The organism is Vibrio sp. 2CM40D (genome assembly GCF_023161825.1).
Classification (GTDB): domain Bacteria; phylum Pseudomonadota; class Gammaproteobacteria; order Enterobacterales; family Vibrionaceae; genus Vibrio; species Vibrio alginolyticus.
Genome location: NZ_JALNTL010000004.1, coordinates 348712 through 369658, shown reverse-complemented (window position 1 = coordinate 369658; position 20947 = coordinate 348712). Strand labels below are relative to the sequence as shown.

Genomic DNA, 20947 nt, shown 5'->3' with positions numbered 1-20947 from the left:
TTTCCTCAGTTTAGTTGATTACAAGATACCGCTTTGATAGCGGTATTTTTTTGTCTCTCACAAATAAATATACATTTTGTATTGACACAAATATGTACGAAATGTACATTTTAATCATTCAAGTAACTTACCGACCTGACCAATCGGTTTTCCGAGAACTTTGTGCAATGAGAGCTTAAAGATGAAAACAATGACGTTAGACCAAACCCATCGACTGCTGAACAACCTGCAACTACTCAATGTATGCAGCCATCAGTTTGAAGAAGTGACAGCAGAGCTAAGTAAGGATGATCCGCTCCGTATCGCTGCGACTTCCATCTTTGAAGGAGCCGAAGACTTTAAAGGGCTGGAGATTCACGTAAACGAAGAAGATTTTGAAAAGGCGCAAGAGCTATTCAGCCAGCTAGTTAGCCTGCAAGCCGCAGTGGAAGCGAGAACGCTACCCCACTAATTCACATTTGTGCAATGGCATCAAACTTAATTAGGAAATAAACAATGAAAGAACTACAAGAGATCGTCAGTAATAAAGTCAATGACATGGTCAGCAATGGCGTTATAGAGAAAGCTATCGAAGACGCTGTCGATAAGTGCATCACCAAAGTACTTGAAGACCAGTTCCGCTCCTACGGGGAGTTCAGTAAGCAAATGGAAAACATCATTCAAAGCAAACTACGAATTGACCCTGATAGTATTTCTATTCCTACATATGAAGATCAAATGGCCAAAGTGATGAACAACACGCTAAACAAGTTCATGACTAGCGAAGCAATGACCCGCTTTGAAAAAATGGCAGCAGATAAATTCGGTGCACTTCCAACAGAAATGCCTGTCACCGACTTCATTAATACAATCGTTGAAAATTGGCGTTCGGGCGATGACTTCGATAAAGAAGATATGAGCTACGAAGCAGATGTGCAAATTGAACCTAGTCGATACAGTAAAAATTCATTTCGACTAAAAATTGACTCAGGCAAGGTTTCATCAAGTTACTCTTCTTTTTCAAGAGTAGCTGAAGAGGTCGACCTATACGTTATGGATGGGAAAATTCGTTGCAACCACTCATTCAACCCATACAAAACCCGCGATGTTGAGTCATTTATCTACCGCTGCTTTGCTCAAGGTGTGGTTCTTACTGGCCTAGAAGATTTTGATGAGTCGGAATGTAACCTAATCATCAAAGAAGATGACTACTAAAAAGAGAAAACCCCTATCGGTGACCAAACCAACAGGGGCGTTCTTTGTGCAATGAGACTTAGATAACTAACTCTCGCAATCAGTATATCTCTGGCTGACCACCAATATCAAGAGTTTAGGCTGATTGCGGGTATTCACCCCAACCCAATTTAGGAATTTGTGTAATGAACTATTCAAACTTGAATCAATCACCGATGAGCTTCAGCTACTCTGTTCCTACTTTCGTAGTTGAATCTGCGAAAGAAGCAGACAAACCTGTTTATGACGCCGAGCGTTACCCTGAGTCTTCTAACAAGATCATGTGTCATCAAGAAGTATTGGATTTCTTCAATAAGAAGCGAACCACCATTATTGCATGGCGCAAGAACCGCAACTTCCCAGAGCCAATTAGCAAATCACCGCTGCGTTGGATTCGTGCAGCGGTGATGGAATGGGTAGAGCATGAAGGTGGGTTTAAGGCTAGGGTTTAGAGGCTTCACTACGTACAAAGAACTAAACCTAAGTGTTAAAAATTACTGTTACATGTTTGCTTATACGTTTTTTAACGTGGTAATGTAGCTAAGATATTGGTTAACAACGTATACATTGAGTTACCAGCTACACCATAGAATGTATTTAGAGCCAACGTTTTTAACTTACTTGCTTGTTCTGGCGTTGTAATTTCTCTACGAACTTTGAGTTCAATTGCATCTTTAACATCTTGAGTCATTTCGGAGTAGCCGTGCTCTTTAAGTAGAGAAACTAACTCTAAAGGCAATTGGTCATTTCTACTTAGTTGCAATTTTTGCAACTCCTGAGATGTCACTAAACTCTCACAAATGACTTTTTGGAGTTCTCCAACGCGATCCTCTAATGAAGTAATTCGTTGTTTGTACTCACCAGTTAATACTTCATAATTTGCTATAAGCCGTGCATTTTGCTTCAACTCGAGTTCTGCAAACTCAAGTTTCATTTTGAATTTTTCAACATCAAAATTCGAATGAAGAACATCGCTGGGCGACTTTTCCTTTATAACCACTAAGCCAAACTCGTATAATGATTTTTCTACTTTTTCAACTTCACCCGAAGCTGTTTCAACAATAAGTGTGATTTTAGTATCTTCTTGCCTAATACTGACCTTTGCTTCGATTCCGGAGTATTGTTGATGAAGGAACTCATTAAAATAAGACAGTATTGATAAGCCAGCACTAGCTTGGTGTGGTTCAAAAGCTATCGATTTCGATAATGTCACCATATCAAATAAGTCCTGAGCGATACTTTTGTCTATAGGCAGCTCTGGAAGACCAGTAATAATTACTGTCACTGTCATCGTATCAGTCATATCAGGCTCGAAAGAAGTGCCAATTACGACGGTAGCATCATATCCTAAAATGTCTTTTACAGCGTTACCTACTACCTCAAATTCGTCCAACCGCATGTCAAGCCCAGCAGTAATGTTGACTAAGCATCCCTTAGCTTCGGACAATGGATAACTACCCAATGCAGGGGAGTTTAACAAATTGGCGACAGCATCAGCTGAACGTTGATCACCTCGGTCAACGCCATAACCAACTGTAGCTAGCCCCATATCATTAAATATCGTTCGTATATCTTCAATGTCGACATTTATCATTCCAGGCTGGGTTAATAATCCTGAAAGCCCCTTTATAACTGCTTCAAAGTGATTGTTTGAATCTTGGAATATATCACTAGCTGTCTGCAACTCATTATTTTTTAAGTTTGAATCTAGAAACCTATCATTATCAATACAAATAAGTGAGTCGGTATATTCTGCCATCGACAAATATGCTTGTTGAGAACGTTTCTTTTTGTAGCGGCCTTCAAATTCAAATGGAAATGAGCAAAGCCCTACACACAGTATGCTTCGCTGCTTTATAAGCTTGGTAATACATGGAGCGACAACACTACCCGTTTCACCTCCGAGTCCCGCAACTACAAAAACAATATCCCTTTCCTCTAGCTTCCCTATTATTTCTTGCTCGAGAAAAAACACCTGTTCTGATAAATGTAGCGAGTCACTATGGACAGATCCTTGAGTATATTGATTTAGGACCTCTGGTGATGAATGTACGTAAAGCTTGTCGACATTTATGGAGTCTTTTATTGATGCTGTGATTCTACACCCAACGGTGCCAACTCCAATCACGAGCACAGACACTCCCGTTTCCATGTCCATCATAGATTTAAACATAAATCTCCATATTCATTAACTCGTATGAGCATAAACGCCCGTGTAAGGTATTAGAAACACAATGTCTCTACAAACCAACTTAAACACTAAAATCAGCGCATGGTAAAAATGCCTGGCATTGCGAATCACTCTTGAACAGTTTGTTAAACTCGTGCTCAAAGAAATTGAAGGACTAAACAAGCTATAAACGCTGGCAGACCAGCTATAAAGAAAACTAAACCTGTCTGGTAGTTCAATCGATAGTGCTCGCGTTCATCTTTTTGAAAATCATGCCCTTCTACCATTTTGTAGACTTTGTCTGTTCTAGGGTCATCTAACCGAGTCGTCTTACTATGGATGCCACCTTCCCACATTAGCTTAGCCAAAACCCATATGACGATGACAACAAAGAAAAGAAAGTCAACCAACTGAGTCGTAGCAAAGAATGGAACAAACTGAGCTAGAGCGATAACAATAAGAGCCGCTGAGAGGTTAATTAGAACCACTTTTTTGAGTAAATCGAGCACAATCACCTCCTAGAGCATAAAGCCTTGTTAAGGTATGAGGCACGCAATACCGAAGGTACCGCATAGCACCTTAACCACTAAAACCAACGCATAGCAAAAATACCACGCGTGCCGAATCACTCTTGAACAATTTGTTATGAGACTTTTTTCGCAATAGATTCTTTCTGTGTTTTTGATACTGTCTACTTTTAAAAATCCAATCACTGCCTGCGAGAAATACCGCGCCAATGACAGTAACTAAATAAAGCCGGTACGAAATAAAAGGCGACAAGTTCAAGTAAAAATCGTTTTGAACAAATGCGGTACCAAATACAAATGGTACACAGAAAGCTAATCCATGAGTAAGACAGTGCCTGAGAAAGCCTGCCTTTTGCATCTTGAGCCACTGAACCTGTTTTTTCCGTTCCATCTATTCCGCTCTATTCTCCATTTTTTATGGTGGCTCATAACGCCGCGTTAAGGTGTGAGTAACGCAATACCGAAGCCAGTGTAGAATACCTTAAACACTAAACCTAACGCATGATAAAAATGCCAAGCGTTACAAATCACTCTTAAGCGCTTTGTTATAAGGAACTTCCACCGGACTAATTTTGAAGATTTTTTCTAAGTATAAATCTATCAAATCAAGTAATTGAGTCGCATTACTATTGCTCTCTTCTATCAGTGATTTTTCATTTTTCCCATCAATAATTGACTTATTAGCCCGAATGAAGGATTGCTTATAAATATTAACTTTATCTTCAAATGATATTAAGAATTCAGGGTCTATTTCATTAATAAAATGCTTATTACAACTCATATAGTCCGAAATACCATCTAAACAACGTTCAAAGTTATCGTAGTTTTCCTGAGCATTAGCGTCAGTCGAGCGGAAATAAAATACTCTTGTTAAAATCTTTAATTTAGACAGCTCATGGTATAAGTGTTTTTTTGTTTCGATTCTGAAATTAAGGCTTTCTTTGTACTCCTCAACTATATATGCAGCTTGAGCTTTAATTTTCTCAAGTTCTATGTCGTAAGGCTGAGTTGCTCCTTTCTTTGCACTTTCTATATGACCAACATCTTCTTTATCAGCTTTGTTACTCCCCTTTTTAGATGAGTAGCCTTTAAACCAGTCTTTACCAAACAGGACCCAAAAAAAATACAAGATTAACAGTATGTTGGTTGTTGTTGAACTATCTAATACTGTAAGCATTCGTAAATCCTCCTTATAACGCCGCATTAAGGTGTGAGCGGCGCTTGGCTAAACTTGAGCGAAGCGAAACTGCCAAGCATTGCGAATCACTCTTAAATGCTTTGTTATGTACGCGCTTCAATGTATTGGCTTAATATTTCAATTTGCTGGTCGTGTAAAGTTAGCAAAGGACTGATTAACATAGCATCTTTACCGCCTTTTTTAAGTGACAATAGAACTACTTTTGGATCACTATATAAATTAAGGAAAGGAAGACCGACGGCTTCGAAGTAGAGCTTCAATCTACGTGCAGAACCTACAGCATCGTCATACGAAGCCACAGGAAAGCGTCGTTGAACAACACCCTCTATGTTTCCAAGCTCAGCCCCAACAATTATCAACTTCTTCCTTTTATCCAAAAATTCAACTGCAACATCAGCTGTTGCATCAAAATCTGACACATGATTAATACAACTGATATGCAAATACCAATTGCAATTACCAGACTTTAACTTAAAAGTGCGCTGTGATTTAACGTACTTCCACTCAGGAAGAAGAGAACACAGCTCAGTCAGAAATACTTCCTGTAGTTCAGAAACCTTCATATTCCCTCAAGTACATAACACTTATTAGGCGGCTTGAAGCCGCCTTTTCTTCCGTTATCATGCCGCCTTTCATTAGACGCTTCAAACCACAATAGGTGAGTTAGTGATCTATGATACTAATTGGTAAGCAACAGCACTTAATTTAAAGCAACTTTTTCGTGTTCCAGCTCTTTTTGCACTTGAACAAACAGTGCATCGGCAAACTTCTCGTATGCTTCTTTTTGATCGGATAGCCAGTCATGCTTGTTGTAGATCGCCATTACGCCAACCAGCTCGTGCCCGAGCATTTTCTCGGTCACATGGGGCATAGTGCCGAGTTCTGAACAAGTGGTAGAAATGCTGCGGCGGAAATCGTGGGTTCGCCAGTGAGGTAGGTTCAGGTTATCGCGTAACCTTCTTATGTAGCGGTTTGCTGCGGATATGCAGATCGGCTTATGGATGGATGCGCCAGGGAAAAGGTATTCATCATAGATGTTCATCAACCTTTCTAGCATCGGCTTGATGTGTTTTGGGATGGGTCTGCGAATGGTGTTACCCATTTTGCTAAGTTCTGGTGGTACCGTCCAAATGTCGTTGACCATATCGAAGTGTTCGCGCTTGGCCAAGCGAAGCTCTGATAGTCGGTTACCCCATAACATTGTTATTAAGTGCAAGTTCTTGGTCGATGTACCTGCTTTGCTACGTTCAATCGCGATCCAAACTTTGGCAAGTTCAGGAAGTGATAGAACTCGGTCACCGGCACTTGGTGACTCACCAACATCTTGCTGTCTGATTTTTTCAAAGTGCGTACCATCAATAAGGAACTTGGATTTACAGAAGTTAAGACAAGCGCGCATTTTAGAGAATGCAGAGTTAGCCGTCTTCGGATTCTTCTTGGCAATGTCATCGAACCAACGCATCCATTCACGCGCGGTGATCTTTTCTACATCGACATCAGGAAAGGCATTGTAAAAGTAGTTGTTTGCCACCGAGCGGTAAAGCACCTGCGTCCCCTCTTTCTGAGTCGAGACTTTGTGCTCAAACCAGTAGTCGAGACAGTCCTTCAGGGTAACAAAATCCGTCTCACCAGTAAGGGCTATCTCTGGGTTTCTTCCCTCTTCTTTAAGTTCAAGCATCCTTTTATGGATTTGCCTTGCATTCTTGAGGGTGGTTATCGGATACTTGCCTATACGAATGCGTTTGTTTTTACCATTAAACCTGCAACGGTATTGGAACGTGATGTTTGCTTTGGGTGATATCTTCGCTATTAGTCCTTCGCCGTCATTCAGTTCTGCCGGGCCGCTATATTCGCTTAGTTTTGCAATAGCTTTTAGCTGCTTGTCTGTAATGCTCAAGTTGTCTACCTTAAATTAGGACGCAGCACTTACAAATTTTGGACACATATTTAGACGCAAGTGCAAATGTAAAACGCGTAAAAACAATTAAAACCTAACGAAAAGATAGCACATAGAACACTGCTAATCGACTGATATACAAGGCTAGTTTTGAAGAACAACGAACAGAAAAAGACATCCATGAATAATACCGAACAGCCTACATTCTTCTTCTTTGATTATGAGACATGGGGAACCAACCCCGCGAAAGATCGCCCAAGCCAGTTCGCTGGTGTTCGTACAGATGAAAACTTTAATATCATCGGCGAGCCTTTAGTCATGTACTGCCAGCCACCTGCTGATTATCTTCCGTCTCCTGAAGCTGCACTTATTACTGGTATTACTCCGCAAAAAACGGTTCAAGAAGGCCTTTCTGAGCCAGAGTTTATCGCTAAGATTCACGCTGAACTCGCGAAACCCAATACTACCAGTTTAGGCTACAACAGCATTCGCTTTGATGACGAAGTGACCCGTTATACTTGTTATCGCAACTTTATCGATCCATACGCATGGAGTTGGCAAAACGGTAACTCACGTTGGGATTTACTCGATGTACTACGCGCGTGCCATGCCCTTCGCCCAGAAGGCGTAGAATGGCCAGAAAACGAAGATGGCTTCACTAGCTTTAAATTAGAACACTTGTCTGTGGCTAACGGCATAGAACATAGTAACGCGCACGATGCCATGGCAGATGTGGTTGCGACTATCGAAATGGCAAAGAAAGTAAAAGCAGCGCAACCAAAATTGTTTGATTACTTTTTTTCTATGCGCCAAAAGCGCAAGCTCAATGATTTAGTCGACATCGTCAACATGACACCGTTGATGCACGTTTCAGGCATGCTAGGGCGCGAATGCCAGTACACTAGCTGGATTGTGCCTGTTGCTTGGCATCCAACCAATAATAACGCCGTTATCACCATCGATTTAGCGAAAGACCCTCAACCTATTCTTGAGCTATCCGCAGAAGAGCTGCACGAAAGACTCTACACGAAGCGCGAAGATCTTGGTGAATTGCTACCAGTGCCAGTTAAACTAGTTCATTTGAACAAATGCCCTATTCTCGCCCCTGCAAAAACGTTAACGGCTGAAAATGCAGAGTCTATTGGCATTGATCGCCAACAATGTCTCGCCAATCTCGCTTTGTTGCGCCAACATCCTGAAATTAGAGAAAAGCTGATTAGCCTCTTTTCAGTCGAGCGCAAATTCGATAAAAGTGATGACGTCGATACACAACTTTACGACGGGTTCTTTTCTCCAGCCGATCGCGCAGCTATGGATATCATTCGCGAAACCGATCCGAATAATCTTGCTGCATTAGACATTGAATTTGATGACAAGCGCATTAAACCTCTATTGTTCCGCTATCGTGCGCGTAACTTCCCAGGCACATTAGACGAGCAAGAACAAAGACGCTGGGCACTACACTGTCGAGAAGTGTTTGAAAGCCAAATTGAAGAGTACATGCTGAATTTAGAAAACTTAGTTCACGAACATGAAAGTGACGAAAAGAAGATTGCGATATTAAAATCCGTGTACCGTTATGTAGAGAGCTTAGCTTCCTAACTCCTCCTAATACAAGCGCACCTTATGGTGTGCTTGTTGTTTATATACTGTCAAAATGATTAAAGAACGATTCTTACAACTGATCCAACTGCTCATTTCAATCTTCCTCATCATGGGAGCACTTGGCATCGGAATTACCATTCAAAAGTTCACTGGCGTTTCCGTTCCAGGAAGTGTCATCGGTATGCTCGTACTGTTTTTCTCCATGACTCTTGGGCTTGTAAAAGTCGACTGGGTCAAACCGGGCGCCACGCTATTTATCCGCTATATGATCTTATTGTTCGTTCCTATTAGCGTGGGATTAATGCAACATTTCGATATGCTACTCGCTAATGCCCTCCCTATCATTGCTAGCGCAGTTGGAGGCTCACTCATTGTACTAGTCAGCCTCGCTTGGCTGCTGGACTACTTGTTAAAGGAGAAGCACTGATATGTGGTTAGTTGTTACCATTGCGGTTTTTCTTGTCGCGCGCCAAATTGCAATCAAAGTGAATAATCCTCTAGCAAATCCTTTGCTGATCAGTATTGCAGTGCTCATTCCTTTGCTTACTTACTTAAATGTACCGTTTGAAACGTATTATGCGGATAACGAAGGGATCAGTTTTTTACTTCAACCAGCCGTAGTTGCTCTGGCTTATCCACTATATGAACAACTACCACAAATTAAAGCAAACTGGCGAATCATCACTTTTGCTTGCACAGTAGGCAGTGTGATGTCGATGATGACAACCACCTTGATCGCAGTCGCTTTCAAAGCGGATATCAGTTTAATCGCGAGTCTAGTGGGTAAGTCCGTCACTACACCAATAGCGATGGAAATATCGAGTCACCTCGGTGGTGAAGCCGCCGTTGCAGCGATCTTGGTTCTGATTGTCGGTTTATTGGGCGCAATTTTGGCATACCCAATTTACAATTTGATTGGAATTAAACACCCGATTGCACGTGGTCTGACAATGGGTACAGTCTCTCATGCCTTAGGCACCGCTACTTGTGCAGAGAAACAGCCCATAGATGCCGCGTTCTCATCACTCGCATTGGTTTTATGTGGGATCATAACTTCTATTTTGGCTCCAAGCTTTTTTGCTTTGGCTGTCTGGCTATATCAATAGTTAAGCGCTCTCGGTCTGCCCTCCTTCCGGCAGGCCGTAGCCTTTCCGCTTCTTCCTTACCCTTTTCAAAACCCTATCTTATCTATCAACCTCACCCAGTAATATCGTGAAGGGACTTGATCGAGATATACATTCATAGCATTAGCATTCTAGGTGCTACCACTCGCTCTAGATTACGTAGGTATAAAGTAGCATAGCGGTAAAAGTCGCGTTAGTAACATACTCCTGCTCCTTGGTCATATGAATATATACTGATATGGTTAATTGTGAGACGGAGATAACGCTTCACACCTGTGCAATCGAATACATGTGTGAGCTCACTCTAATTATGTAACAGAATTATCAATTGCATTATTTATCGTGATCTAACGCACGGAACATTTCTATCTTTCACATAGAATAACTGTCCATGCAATAACAAGGATTCAACATGAAAAGTCGCATTGAACAGGCGCTAGCAGGCGCTCCAGAAGCACTTTCCAAACAACTTGCTCCTATCATCCAAGCTGATGATTTTGATGCTACGCTTTCAGTTCAACAATTTGAGCAGTTGCTTTCAGCTACCGGTCTATCAGACAAAGAGCTTCGTGTTGCGCTACTTCCTTTTGCCGCAGCGTACTCCTATGCTCCCCTTTCTGACTTTTATGTCGGCGCTATCGTTCGTGGTCTTTCAGGTCGCCTTTACTTCGGTGCCAACATGGAATTCTTTGGTGTACAGTTGGGTCAAACGGTTCACGCAGAGCAGTCTGCGATTAGCCATGCTTGGATGAAAGGCGAACGTGGTGTTAAGGATATCACTATCAACTTCAGCCCATGTGGTCACTGCCGCCAGTTCATGAATGAGTTATCTACCGCAAACGAGCTTAAAATCCAGCTCCCAGAACGCGAAGAAAAGTCACTTCATGAATACCTGCCTGAAGCCTTTGGACCAAACGATCTCGGTATCGAGTCCGGCTTAATGGCAGAAGTTAAACACCAGTTCTCATGTGATGATGAAGACGCACTCATCCAAAGTGCAGTTGAAGCGATGAACATGAGCCACTCACCATACACCAACAACTTGAGTGGTTTAGCATTAGAGATGACTAGCGGCCGTGTATTCCAAGGCGCTTATGCAGAAAATGCAGCGTTCAATCCTAGCTTGCCGCCGTTACAAGTTGCGCTAATCCAAGTTTTACTTGCGGGTGAAACCTTTGACAGCATCAAAGCCGCTGCATTGGTAGAGAACTCAGAAGGTAAGATCAGTCATTTAGCCGATACGCAATCAACGTTGGAAGCGTTGAATCCAGATATTCCGCTTAGTTTTGTCAACGTATAAACGACAAATTCAACAAAAAGCTCTACAACATGTAGAGCTTTTTTATTACCTAAAAACCAAAAGCAAACGTTTGCTTTGTCATGAAACTTCAGTATGATCTCCTGCAATTTCTGTCTCATCACTCTATTTTGTAAGGGAACACTATGTTTGGCACTGCAACTAGCGCAAATGCTACCCGTGTATTACTTTTAGGCTCTGGCGAACTCGGTAAAGAAGTCGCCATTGAATGCCAGAGACTTGGTTTAGAAGTGATTGCTTGTGATCGCTATGCCAATGCTCCAGCGATGCAAGTCGCTCACCGTAGTTATGTTATCGACATGTTAGATGGAAACGCCTTAGAAGAAGTTATTACGAAGGAACAACCTACTTACGTCGTACCAGAAATTGAAGCCATCGCAACCGGCAAACTGGTAGAGCTTGAAGAGAAAGGACTGAATGTTGTTCCAACCGCTAAGGCAACCAGGCTAACAATGAATCGTGAAGGTATCCGACGTTTGGCAGCAGAAGAACTGGAATTGACGACTTCACCTTATCGTTTTGCAGATAACTTTGAAGACTTCAAAGCCGCGGTTGAGCATGTGGGTCTTCCGTGCGTGGTGAAGCCTGTGATGAGCTCTTCAGGTAAAGGGCAAAGTGTTATCAAGACCGAAGACGACGTTACAAAAGCATGGGATTACGCTCAGGAAGGCGGACGTACGGGTGCAGGTCGCGTTATCGTGGAAGGTTTTATCGACTTCGATTACGAAATCACTTTATTGACCATCAGAGCCGTTGACGGTGTGCATTTCTGTGCTCCAATTGGTCATCGTCAGGAAGATGGCGACTACCGCGAATCATGGCAACCGCAAGCTATGTCAGAAAACGCAGTAAAAGCAGCTGAATACACGGCTGAGAAAGTGGTAAACGCGCTCGGTGGCTACGGCATCTTTGGTGTAGAGCTGTTTGTCAAAGGCGATAAAGTCATTTTCAATGAGGTCTCTCCTCGCCCTCACGATACGGGTATGGTTACAATGATTTCGCAGGAAATGTCTGAGTTTGCTCTCCACGTGCGCGCGTTTACCGGAATGCCAATTAATAATATTGTGCAATATGGCCCATCTGCGTCTGCTGTTATTCTTGGACAAGGGACTTCCACAAACATTCGCTTTGAAAACCTAAGCAAAGCTTTAGCTCAACCTCAAACACAAGTTCGTCTATTCGGTAAGCCAGAAATCGATGGTCGCCGCCGTTTAGGTGTTGTCCTTACGCGACGAAAAACCACCGAAGAAGCCGTTCAAGATGCTGTTGAAAGTGCTTCAAAAGTGAATATCATTTATTAAATACGAACCACTCATACAAAAATAGCGCAGCTCAAATTGCTGCGCTATTTCGTGTTCCAAACCGAAGAGAGCCTATTCACTCTCGATTAAGTACACTTCTTCAGAGAAGCGACTTAAGCCTTTTTTCGCAATTTTAGGATGATTCTCGTCAGCTTCATCTACGTTCAAACAAGTAACTTTGTAACCTGAAAATAACTGCTCAATCTCTTCGACCGGCACGCTAAATGGAGGCCCCGCCATCTCTTCTTGAGGATAGTTGAGTGTAACAAGCAAAATACGACCGCCTGGGTTCAAAAGTTGCTTGAGACGCTCTACATACTCCTCTCGCATATCTTGCGGTAAAGCAACCAACGCGGCGCGATCATAAATGATATCGGCTTGAGATACTGGTGCAGTGAAAAAGTCCCCAGTATAAATAGAGAGCTCATCAAATTGATAAAGCTCGTGCATGCCATTAAGAGGCGTTACCGTTGGCGTGTAAAAATGTTCAGCAAAAAAGGCACGCACAGCAATATGGCTTAGCTCAACGCCTTCAACCGAATCATGCTTCATCGCTAGCCAAATCAAGTCTTCTGACTTTCCACATAAAGGAACTAACACTTTATCTTCACGCTTTGGATTAGTGTGTTTCCAATATACTGGTAATAGCGGGTTTACATCTTCCAAGTGAAATCCGATTTGATTGCTGGCCCATTTGTTATGCCAAAATTCTTGGTCTCTCATTTTACTTTCTACTTGTCGGCTGTTTTCATTTTGAGAGGTAAGACTAACGTTTTTTTTCAATTTGTCTATGCCGTTCATCTTTGGTTAATACTGCGGTGATAGGATGTAATCGGTCTCATAGGAGACGCGCCTTTATCTGATAATCAGAATAAAGAAAAGAGAAATGGTGATCTAACGCATGATTCTACTTCAAGATAAAACTGAAACCTTGGAATCTTTCGTAATGGCCCCATTTATAAGTTAGTACCTGATTTGCCGAACTTAGCGACCTTTATGTTCCCTATTTTCTAAGTACAAGCAAGTTAAGGAGAGTGAATGAGCTTATTTCTTCGTACTACAGCATTGATGCTTTTGGTACTTAGCCGTGCACCGGCATTTGCCGCACTTCCAATTACCCCTGCGCCTAATGACGAACAAAATCGTTCAACCAGCCAAAACGAAGTTTGTGCGAAACTTTTTAAACACAGCCTTAGCGGTTTATATGGCATTCAGTCAATCGACACCACACCAACTCAGCCATATTCTGACTTCGACATTCTTTACAGCAAAGCTCACCAAGCGCAATTTGAACTTGAAACTATCTGTAAAAGTACCGCACTTCTTAATGACGCTCAGCCATACTTCGCAGGCGTGAAATCCAAACAACGAGCAGAAGAAAAGATAGCTTTAGAGTTAGATGGGAAAGTTGAACGTATTACTGACCTAGCACGTGCAACGATTGTAGCTGAAGACGTCGCGAGTTTAGTCTCCATTTATGAAACGTTAGAGCGTGAAACAACGATTGTGAAAGTAAAAAATCGATTCAAAAAACCTGGCCCTTCAGGATATAGAGACTTGAACTTGCTCGTTCGTTTACCAAAAACAAACCTAGTAGCCGAAGTTCAACTGCACTTGAAAGCAATCGCAGATGTAAAAAGCGGTCCCGAACACGACCTATACGAAAAAATCCAGAAACTAGAACGTCAAGCGATGTTGGAAAACCGTGAGCTAAGCGAAATAGAGCTTGCCTCTATTCGCAACATGCGTACACAGTCTAAGAACTTGTACCAACAAGCATGGCAACCATACTTAACAACGCATCTAGAAGCGGCGTAACCGATATCATTAAGCGTCTCTCATAAACAGAAAAACCACCGCATTGCGGTGGTTTTCATTTGTATGCACACGAATTTTACGCAAAAAAAGACCACGCCTTAGCGTGATCCATTTATTCGGCTTACTGTACTTTCTTCAGGTTTTCTACACGAGCTTTTAACTTCTGACCCGGGCGAAAAGTCACTACACGTCGAGCAGTAATTGGAATATCTTCACCAGTTTTCGGGTTACGACCAGGTCGTTCATTCTTGTCACGAAGATCAAAGTTACCAAAACCTGACAGTTTTACCTGTTCGCCACTTTCCAGTGCCTTACGAATCTCTTCAAAGAACACTTCCACCGTTTCCTTGGCGTCCCGCTTACTAAATCCTAATTTATCAAACAGGTTTTCTGCCAGTTCGGCTTTTGTGAGCGCCATAAAACTTTCCTCAAAGCTATGTTAAACAATGCTACGTTAGTGTAGCGCCAGAGCAGTTTTACCCTACCAATTCAACAACATATCGGGGTTACATCAGGAAGTGTATGACAAGCTTATGATTTTCGCCAACTTTTTTCTTGGCGAACAAAAGGAATAGCACTACGTAAATTATTGTTAAACGCCAGAAATTTGATGTTTTTGTTTTTGTTTCATCTTTATCAGGAAAAACATCCAGATTATAAAACTAAAAGTAGCTTAAATATCAACATTAAACACTATTTAATAAAAATATCAGATATTGGTTATTTAACAGACACTTGACATAGAACTTGTCGTAAATTCAGTGATTTGTATGTAACTCGATACGTAACAATTAGATTAAAAGGTATGACCACCTGTACTTTGCAACTGTGCTTAGAAAGCTTGATTAAACCCACGCTTCTCGCTGTTTAACGATGACGCCATATATAAAGATTGATAATGTGGAAGTTCGTGTATTTCCTCATTAGCTTCTTACACTGCTTCTAGGCGACCATGATTAATCAAATCATAAATATTCTTTTCCCTGTTTTTGCTCTTGTCGGAGTTGGCTATTTGGTCGGTCGTTACATCAAGCCTGACTTTCGCCCAATAAACCGCATTAATATTGAGGTATTTACGCCAGCACTGGTATTTTCGTCACTCGTTAGCATGCCGCTCGATTCAAATCAGGGGCCGCTTCTTTTGGCGGCAATTGTCGCGGTTTTAATTCCCGCACTACTCATGATCCCGGTATGTCGATGGACGTCACTCTCGTTTAAAACCTGGGCGCCACCACATATGTTTCGCAATAGCGGAAATCTAGCTATTCCTTTGTTTACCTATACGTTTGGAGAAATTGCGCTGTCGTCAGCAGTGCTTTTATTTGTCGTGTCAGCATGCTTGCATATCAGCTTAGGCGTAATGCTGCTTAGTCATGGCAACCCTTTTAAGCAAATAGTCAAGATGCCAATCTTTTTAGCAGCGTCGTTGGCTCTGTTTCTCAACGTGTCAAATGTGGGTGCATGGGCGCCTTTATACGAAGCCACGGCTCTACTTGGGCAAGCGGCCGTACCCGTGATGCTTTTATCTCTGGGGGCACAAATGTGTCATTTAAGGTTGGACGGTTTAAAGATTGGTGTGTTGTGTACCGTGCAGTCACTGGCAACTGGTGCTGTCGCTTTTGCACTTATTTATTGGTTAATTCCCCTTCCAACGATGCAATTGCAAATGATGGTGCTCTTCACAATGCTGCCGCCAGCCGTCATGAATTACCTATTTGCGGAAAGGCTGAATATAGAACCCATGAAAGTGGCGTCAATGGTACTATTTGGCAACTTTTTCAGCATTCTTACGCTACCTCTTCTGCTTAGCTATACCCTCTCACTCGCTGCCTAACCGCCAACAAGCTATCGTTAGCGTGTATTAGCTGAAAAACAATACGTTCCTAATCTCGGGTAAGGGCCATCCCTAGTTTGGTCTAGTATTTTAAAGTAATGAGGGATGGTGCGAGCAGTAAGGAACTTGAACAACGATAAGGTAATCCTAAAAATAAAAAACCCTGCCAAACTGGCAGGGTTTTCATTTCTTAAGAAGATACGTTACGCGAGATTAGTCACGCAGAGACGCACCAAACTTCTCAGAAACGTGAGCAACGATAGCGTCAACCGCACCAGCGATATCTGCATCTTCAAGCGTACGCTCAAGTGACTGTAGAGTCAGAGCGATTGCTAGGCTCTTCTTACCTTCTTCAACGCCTTTACCTACGTAAACGTCGAACAGTTTTGCATCTTTAAGGAACTCGCCACCTTGCTCTAGACAAGCGTTAACAATGTCACCAGATGCAACAGCTTCATCCACTACTACCGCGATATCACGACGGTTTGAAGGGAATTTAGAAAGTGCTACCGCTTCTGGGATCACTTTGCTGTTAATTGCAGACCATTCGATTTCGAATACGATAGTACGACCATTTAGACCGAACTTACGCTCAAGCTCAGGGTGAACGGTACCGATCACGCCCACTTCTTTGCCATCTACGATGATTGCCGCAGATTGACCTGGGTGAAGTGCTGGGTTAGCTTTTTTGCTTTCAGGTGACAGTGCAGCGAAAGAGTACGCTTTTTCGTTCGCAGATAGCTCTAGAATCGCTTCTAGATCGCCTTTAAGGTCGAAGAAATCAACCGTGTTAGTTTCGATATCCCAATGTTCTTCACCGCGAGTACCAGCGATAACACCCGCTAGCATAGGCTCTTGGCGCATGCCGTTTTCTGCAGATTCACATGGGATGAAACGTAGGCCGTATTCGAATAGACGAACGCGTGGCTGTTGACGCTTCTGGTTGTGAACAACCGTGTTCAGCAGACCTTGGATAAGACCAAGACGCATTGCTGACATGTCTGCAGAAATTGGGTTTGGAAGTACTAGAGGCTCAACACCAGGTACAACTAGCTTTTGCTGCTCAGGCTCAACGAAGCTGTATGTGATTGCTTCGTGGTAACCACGGTCAACAAGAAGATCACGAACGCGTTTCAGTGGAAGATCCGCTTCAACGTGGTTGTGCATCTTAAGTGCTGCTGCTGGGTTTTGGTTAGGAATGTTGTCGTAACCGTAGATACGGCCAACTTCTTCAATCAGATCTTGCTCGATAGCGATATCGAAACGCCATGTTGGCGCTACTGCCACCCAACCTTCTTCTGAAGCTTCAACAGTCAAACCTAGGCGCTCTAGGATTTCTACTACATCAGCATCAGCGATGTGGTGACCTAGTAGGTTGTCTAGTTTCGTGCGACGTAGTGCAACTTTGTTTGGCTTAGGTAGGTCTGCTTCAGATTCTACAGCTACAACAGGTGCTACTTCACCACCACAAATTTCAACAAGAAGCTGTGTTGCACGCTCCATTGCGCTCACTTGTAGTGCGTAATCCACACCACGCTCGAAACGCATTGAAGAATCAGTGTGAAGACCGTAGCTACGTGCGCGGCCACGGATGTGGTCAGGTGCAAAGAATGCACACTCTAGTAGAACGTCTTTAGTCTCAGTTGTTACACCAGACTCTTCACCACCAAAGATACCTGCGATTGCAAGTGCTTTGTTATGGTCAGCAACTACTAGTGTATCTGCGTTTAGTTCTGCTTCGTTGCCGTCAAGAAGCGTTAGCTTCTCACCTTGCTCAGCCATACGAACTACGATGCCACCTTCGATCTTCGCTAGATCGAATGCGTGCATTGGTTGGCCTTGCTCTAGAAGAACGTAGTTAGTGATGTCTACTACAGGGTCGATAGAGCGAATACCACAACGACGCAGTTTCTCTTGCATCCATAGTGGTGTTTCAGCTTGAACGTTTACGTTCTTAATAACACGACCTAGGTAACGAGGACACGCAGCAGGCGCTTTCACTTCGATAGACACTTTATCGTCGATTGAAGGGGCAACTGCTTCTACTGATGGCTCTGTCACGTCAGCACGGTTTAGTACGCCAACTTCACGAGCTAGACCACGAATGCTGAAACAGTCAGCGCGGTTTGCCGTTAGGTCTACGTCTACTGTTACGTCGTCTAGACCTAGGAATTCACGGAAATCGGTACCGACTACTGCGTCTTCTGCTAGTTCCATGATGCCTTCTGACTCAACGTCGATACCTAGTTCGGTGAATGAACAAAGCATGCCGTGAGAAGGCTGGCCGCGTAGTTTCGCTTTTTTGATTTTGAAATCGCCTGGAAGAACAGCACCAACTGTTGCTACTGCTACTTTCAGACCTTGGCGACAGTTAGGTGCGCCACAAACAATGTCTAGAAGCTCTTCTTCACCCACGTCAACTTTAGTTACGCGCAGTTTGTCTGCATCTGGGTGTTGACCACATTCAACAACGTGACCGACTTTAACGCCAGTAAAAGAACCAGCAACAGGAAGAACGTCGTCTACCTCTAGGCCGGCCATTGTAATTTGGTGAGTTAGCTCGTCAGTAGTAACCGCAGGGTTTACCCACTCACGAAGCCATGATTCGCTGAATTTCATGTTGATGAACCCTCTGGATTACTTGAACTGTTTTAGGAAACGAAGATCGTTCTCGAAGAACGCACGTAGGTCGTTCACGCCGTAACGAAGCATTGTTAGACGCTCAACACCCATACCGAATGCGAAACCAGAGTATTTTTCAGGATCGATACCTACGCTACGTAGCACGTTCGGGTGAACCATACCGCAGCCTAGTACTTCTAACCATTTACCGTTTTTGCCTTTCACGTCTACTTCAGCTGAAGGCTCAGTGAATGGGAAGTAAGATGGACGGAAACGTACTTCTACTTCTTCTTCGAAGAAGTTACATAGGAAATCGTGCAGGATGCCTTTCAGCTGAGCAAAGTTTACGTTCTCATCAACCAGCATGCCTTCCACTTGGTGGAACATTGGCGTGTGCGTTTGGTCGTAGTCGTTACGGTATACACGGCCTGGTGCGATGAAACGGAATGGTGGTTTACCATTTTCCATCGTACGGATCTGTACGCCTGACGTATGAGTACGAAGCATCAAGTCTGGGTTGAAGAAGAAAGTATCGTGGTCAGTACGCGCTGGGTGATCAGCTGCGATGTTTAGCGCATCGAAGTTGTGGAATGCATCTTCGATCTCTGGGCCTGCCTCGGTGTTAAAACCAAGTTCGCCAAAGAACTTCTCAATACGCTCTACAGTACGAGTTACTGGGTGTAAACCACCGTTTTCAATACGACGACCTGGTAGTGTTACGTCGATTGTTTCTGCTGCTAGTTTCGCTTCAAGCTCAGCACGTTGTAGTGCATCTTTACGAGCTGCGATAGCTTGCTGAACTACGCCTTTCGCTTTGTTGATCTCTTGACCAGCTTCACGGCGTTCTTCTGGTGGTAGTTTGCCTAGGCTTTGAAGTTGAGCAGTTAGCTCACCTTTTTTACCCAGATACTGAACACGCACTTCATCAAGTGCGACTAGCGATTCGGCAGCTTCAATTGCAGTGCTCGCGCTAGCAATGATCTCTTCTAGATGTTGCATCGTTTCCTCATCTACCTGTAGGTAGTGTCCATAAGGGAGTGATTGGTTTTTTGATAGCTGTACATAGTAGCCAAACCGGGCACCAATGCCAAATTGAATTACGAAAAGAAGAGGTTATTGAATAAAAAGAGCACAAAAACGTCAAAAATGTCATCTTTAGTTAATCTGCCGTTTAGTTGTGCCCTTTTGTTTTAGAAATAGTATTGAATAGATAGCTCGATAAAATCGTCATCTCTAGCGAAGTAGAGCAAATCATTTGGTGTTTCATTTTTAAACAACCAAGCATCAATTTGCCACTTAACGTGATTCGATATTCGGCTCGATGCTTCTAACTTAGCATTGTAAACATTAGCGTTATCTAAATCCTTCGTGATTCCCGTCAATACTTCCGTTCCGTCCTCATCATTGAGCGCCCAACGAATACCTGCAAACACATCATTTTGACCGATAGTTTGTGCGTTGTTCCCACGACTGTCATAGAGGTACTCACCAATGACCCCCACATCCCAAACCGTGTCAAATGCACCGACGAAGGTATACTCAAAACCCGTCACAAGACCGACATGATTATCAGCGCTATCTCGATAAATACTTTCCAGTTTCCATAACCAATCGCCAACAATTCCTTGCACATCCAGACCGACATGACTCATCAGAGCGTAGTAAGGCTTTAATTCTCCGTACTCAAAACGAAAGTAAGGATCCCGGTTTGTTCCATATAAATAGCTTAGGCCTAAGTCCCAATCGCCAAGCATTTTCGAATATCGAAAAGCCACATCTACGTGCTTCTCTTCTCTGCTTGATTCATAGATAGCATCATCAGAGACAACGGGTTCGATTCGCAAGCGGCCATCTGTACCCGCAAACGTTCGTTCCCTAAAGTAAGGTAACAACATTGCGTGGACGGTGCCCCAGTCTTTGAAAGAGGTAAAATGTAACATCGGCTGACCGAGTTTATCTTCACCATCGACGGCTTCAATGGCATCTGTTTGGTTTACTGCATCAACTAAATGGGCTGATTCAGTCACTCCCCAAAAGACCTTACTAATCCCAACTCGAAGCTCATAATCATCCCAATAAGTCAGATAAAGTGCCTCTCGTATGTCACCATGACTTCGCTCATCGTCTAGACCATCCAGACGATAGAAAGGTGTGAAAGTAAAGTTTGCATCACCATTTTGCATCTCCCAGTAAAATTCTGGCTGCAAAACCAATGACGTTTGCGCTTTGCTCTGACCCTGAGAGCCCGTTTTAAAAAACTGACGATGCTCAATATTGACTTGTCCTGCAAGCTCGACGGCAGTCAGAGGCATCGAGTAAAA

Annotated in this window: 20 protein-coding genes; 10 read left to right on the top strand and 10 right to left on the bottom strand. The window is 43.1% G+C overall.

The window, feature by feature from the left end; all coding sequences use genetic code 11:
• Nucleotides 1–181 precede the first annotated feature (181 nt).
• The 3 genes from MTF70_RS11265 to MTF70_RS11255 all read left to right on the top strand — a co-directional run bounded on the left by MTF70_RS11265 (nucleotide 182) and on the right by MTF70_RS11255 (nucleotide 1664).
• Nucleotides 182–451, top strand: a complete 270-nt coding sequence (locus tag MTF70_RS11265; RefSeq protein WP_248393993.1) for a hypothetical protein — start codon at nucleotides 182–184, stop codon at nucleotides 449–451.
• A gap of 44 nt (nucleotides 452–495) precedes the next feature.
• Complete coding sequence (locus MTF70_RS11260; protein ID WP_248393991.1) at nucleotides 496–1194, top strand: hypothetical protein; 699 nt, start codon at nucleotides 496–498, stop codon at nucleotides 1192–1194.
• A gap of 164 nt (nucleotides 1195–1358) precedes the next feature.
• Entirely contained in the window at nucleotides 1359–1664 is a 306-nt protein-coding gene (locus tag MTF70_RS11255; protein WP_248393989.1) for a hypothetical protein, read from the top strand.
• 71 nt (nucleotides 1665–1735) lie between these two features.
• Here the strand turns inward: MTF70_RS11255 and MTF70_RS11250 are convergent, their stop codons facing one another.
• The 5 genes from MTF70_RS11250 to MTF70_RS11215 form a co-directional block, all read right to left on the bottom strand.
• Nucleotides 1736–3385 carry a cell division protein FtsZ gene (locus tag MTF70_RS11250; RefSeq protein WP_248393987.1) on the bottom strand — a complete coding sequence of 550 codons (1650 nt, stop codon included), beginning with the start codon at nucleotides 3383–3385 and terminating at the stop codon, nucleotides 1736–1738.
• A gap of 155 nt (nucleotides 3386–3540) precedes the next feature.
• Nucleotides 3541–3891: a hypothetical protein gene (locus MTF70_RS11240; RefSeq protein ID WP_025502458.1), complete on the bottom strand. Its 351-nt coding sequence runs from the start codon at nucleotides 3889–3891 to the stop codon at nucleotides 3541–3543.
• Nucleotides 3892–4429: 538 nt separating this feature from the next.
• Nucleotides 4430–5086, bottom strand: coding sequence for a hypothetical protein (locus MTF70_RS11225; RefSeq protein ID WP_248393976.1), 657 nt, complete (start codon nucleotides 5084–5086; stop codon nucleotides 4430–4432).
• 104 nt (nucleotides 5087–5190) lie between these two features.
• Nucleotides 5191–5670, bottom strand: a complete 480-nt coding sequence (locus MTF70_RS11220; RefSeq protein WP_074191177.1) for a hypothetical protein — start codon at nucleotides 5668–5670, stop codon at nucleotides 5191–5193.
• 137 nt (nucleotides 5671–5807) lie between these two features.
• Nucleotides 5808–7004 carry a site-specific integrase gene (locus MTF70_RS11215; RefSeq protein ID WP_074191176.1) on the bottom strand — a complete coding sequence of 399 codons (1197 nt, stop codon included), beginning with the start codon at nucleotides 7002–7004 and terminating at the stop codon, nucleotides 5808–5810.
• Between the two features lie 180 nt (nucleotides 7005–7184).
• Here MTF70_RS11215 and sbcB point away from each other — a divergent pair, with 180 nt between their 5' ends.
• The 5 genes from sbcB (at nucleotide 7185) to purT (ending at nucleotide 12352) form a co-directional block, all read left to right on the top strand.
• Nucleotides 7185–8606 (top strand): exodeoxyribonuclease I, encoded by a 1422-nt coding sequence (gene sbcB / locus MTF70_RS11210; RefSeq protein ID WP_064368108.1) that lies wholly within the window; start codon nucleotides 7185–7187, stop codon nucleotides 8604–8606.
• Between the two features lie 55 nt (nucleotides 8607–8661).
• A complete protein-coding gene (locus tag MTF70_RS11205; protein WP_005397786.1) occupies nucleotides 8662–9036 on the top strand; it encodes a CidA/LrgA family protein in 375 nt (124 codons plus the stop codon).
• A gap of 1 nt (nucleotide 9037) precedes the next feature.
• The gene (locus tag MTF70_RS11200; RefSeq protein WP_005377888.1) at nucleotides 9038–9715 is read left to right on the top strand and encodes an LrgB family protein; all 678 of its coding nucleotides are present in this window, start codon (nucleotides 9038–9040) and stop codon (nucleotides 9713–9715) included.
• Between the two features lie 430 nt (nucleotides 9716–10145).
• The gene (gene cdd, locus MTF70_RS11195) at nucleotides 10146–11033 is read left to right on the top strand and encodes a cytidine deaminase (RefSeq protein ID WP_005377892.1); all 888 of its coding nucleotides are present in this window, start codon (nucleotides 10146–10148) and stop codon (nucleotides 11031–11033) included.
• A 143-nt stretch (nucleotides 11034–11176) separates the two neighbouring features.
• Nucleotides 11177–12352 (top strand): formate-dependent phosphoribosylglycinamide formyltransferase, encoded by a 1176-nt coding sequence (purT, locus tag MTF70_RS11190; RefSeq protein ID WP_054866055.1) that lies wholly within the window; start codon nucleotides 11177–11179, stop codon nucleotides 12350–12352.
• A 72-nt stretch (nucleotides 12353–12424) separates the two neighbouring features.
• Here purT and MTF70_RS11185 read toward each other — a convergent pair whose 3' ends face one another.
• Entirely contained in the window at nucleotides 12425–13075 is a 651-nt protein-coding gene (locus MTF70_RS11185) for a thiopurine S-methyltransferase (protein WP_021707633.1), read from the bottom strand.
• 315 nt (nucleotides 13076–13390) lie between these two features.
• Here MTF70_RS11185 and MTF70_RS11180 point away from each other — a divergent pair, with 315 nt between their 5' ends.
• Entirely contained in the window at nucleotides 13391–14170 is a 780-nt protein-coding gene (locus tag MTF70_RS11180; RefSeq protein WP_205460916.1) for a phosphoribosylglycinamide formyltransferase, read from the top strand.
• Between the two features lie 121 nt (nucleotides 14171–14291).
• On the opposite strand, the gene ihfA is transcribed toward MTF70_RS11180, so the two are convergent.
• Nucleotides 14292–14588 (bottom strand): integration host factor subunit alpha, encoded by a 297-nt coding sequence (gene ihfA, locus MTF70_RS11175; protein WP_005377899.1) that lies wholly within the window; start codon nucleotides 14586–14588, stop codon nucleotides 14292–14294.
• A 534-nt stretch (nucleotides 14589–15122) separates the two neighbouring features.
• Here ihfA and MTF70_RS11170 point away from each other — a divergent pair.
• Nucleotides 15123–16004, top strand: a complete 882-nt coding sequence (locus tag MTF70_RS11170) for an AEC family transporter (protein WP_005377901.1) — start codon at nucleotides 15123–15125, stop codon at nucleotides 16002–16004.
• 213 nt (nucleotides 16005–16217) lie between these two features.
• Here MTF70_RS11170 and pheT read toward each other — a convergent pair whose 3' ends face one another.
• The 3 genes from pheT to MTF70_RS11155 all read right to left on the bottom strand — a co-directional run bounded on the left by pheT (nucleotide 16218) and on the right by MTF70_RS11155 (nucleotide 20938).
• Nucleotides 16218–18623 (bottom strand): phenylalanine--tRNA ligase subunit beta, encoded by a 2406-nt coding sequence (pheT, locus tag MTF70_RS11165; RefSeq protein ID WP_104979037.1) that lies wholly within the window; start codon nucleotides 18621–18623, stop codon nucleotides 16218–16220.
• A gap of 18 nt (nucleotides 18624–18641) precedes the next feature.
• Nucleotides 18642–19625 (bottom strand): phenylalanine--tRNA ligase subunit alpha, encoded by a 984-nt coding sequence (pheS, locus tag MTF70_RS11160; RefSeq protein ID WP_005385470.1) that lies wholly within the window; start codon nucleotides 19623–19625, stop codon nucleotides 18642–18644.
• Between the two features lie 191 nt (nucleotides 19626–19816).
• Nucleotides 19817–20938 carry a hypothetical protein gene (locus tag MTF70_RS11155; protein ID WP_226975283.1) on the bottom strand — a complete coding sequence of 374 codons (1122 nt, stop codon included), beginning with the start codon at nucleotides 20936–20938 and terminating at the stop codon, nucleotides 19817–19819.
• Between the last annotated feature and the right edge of the window lie 9 nt (nucleotides 20939–20947).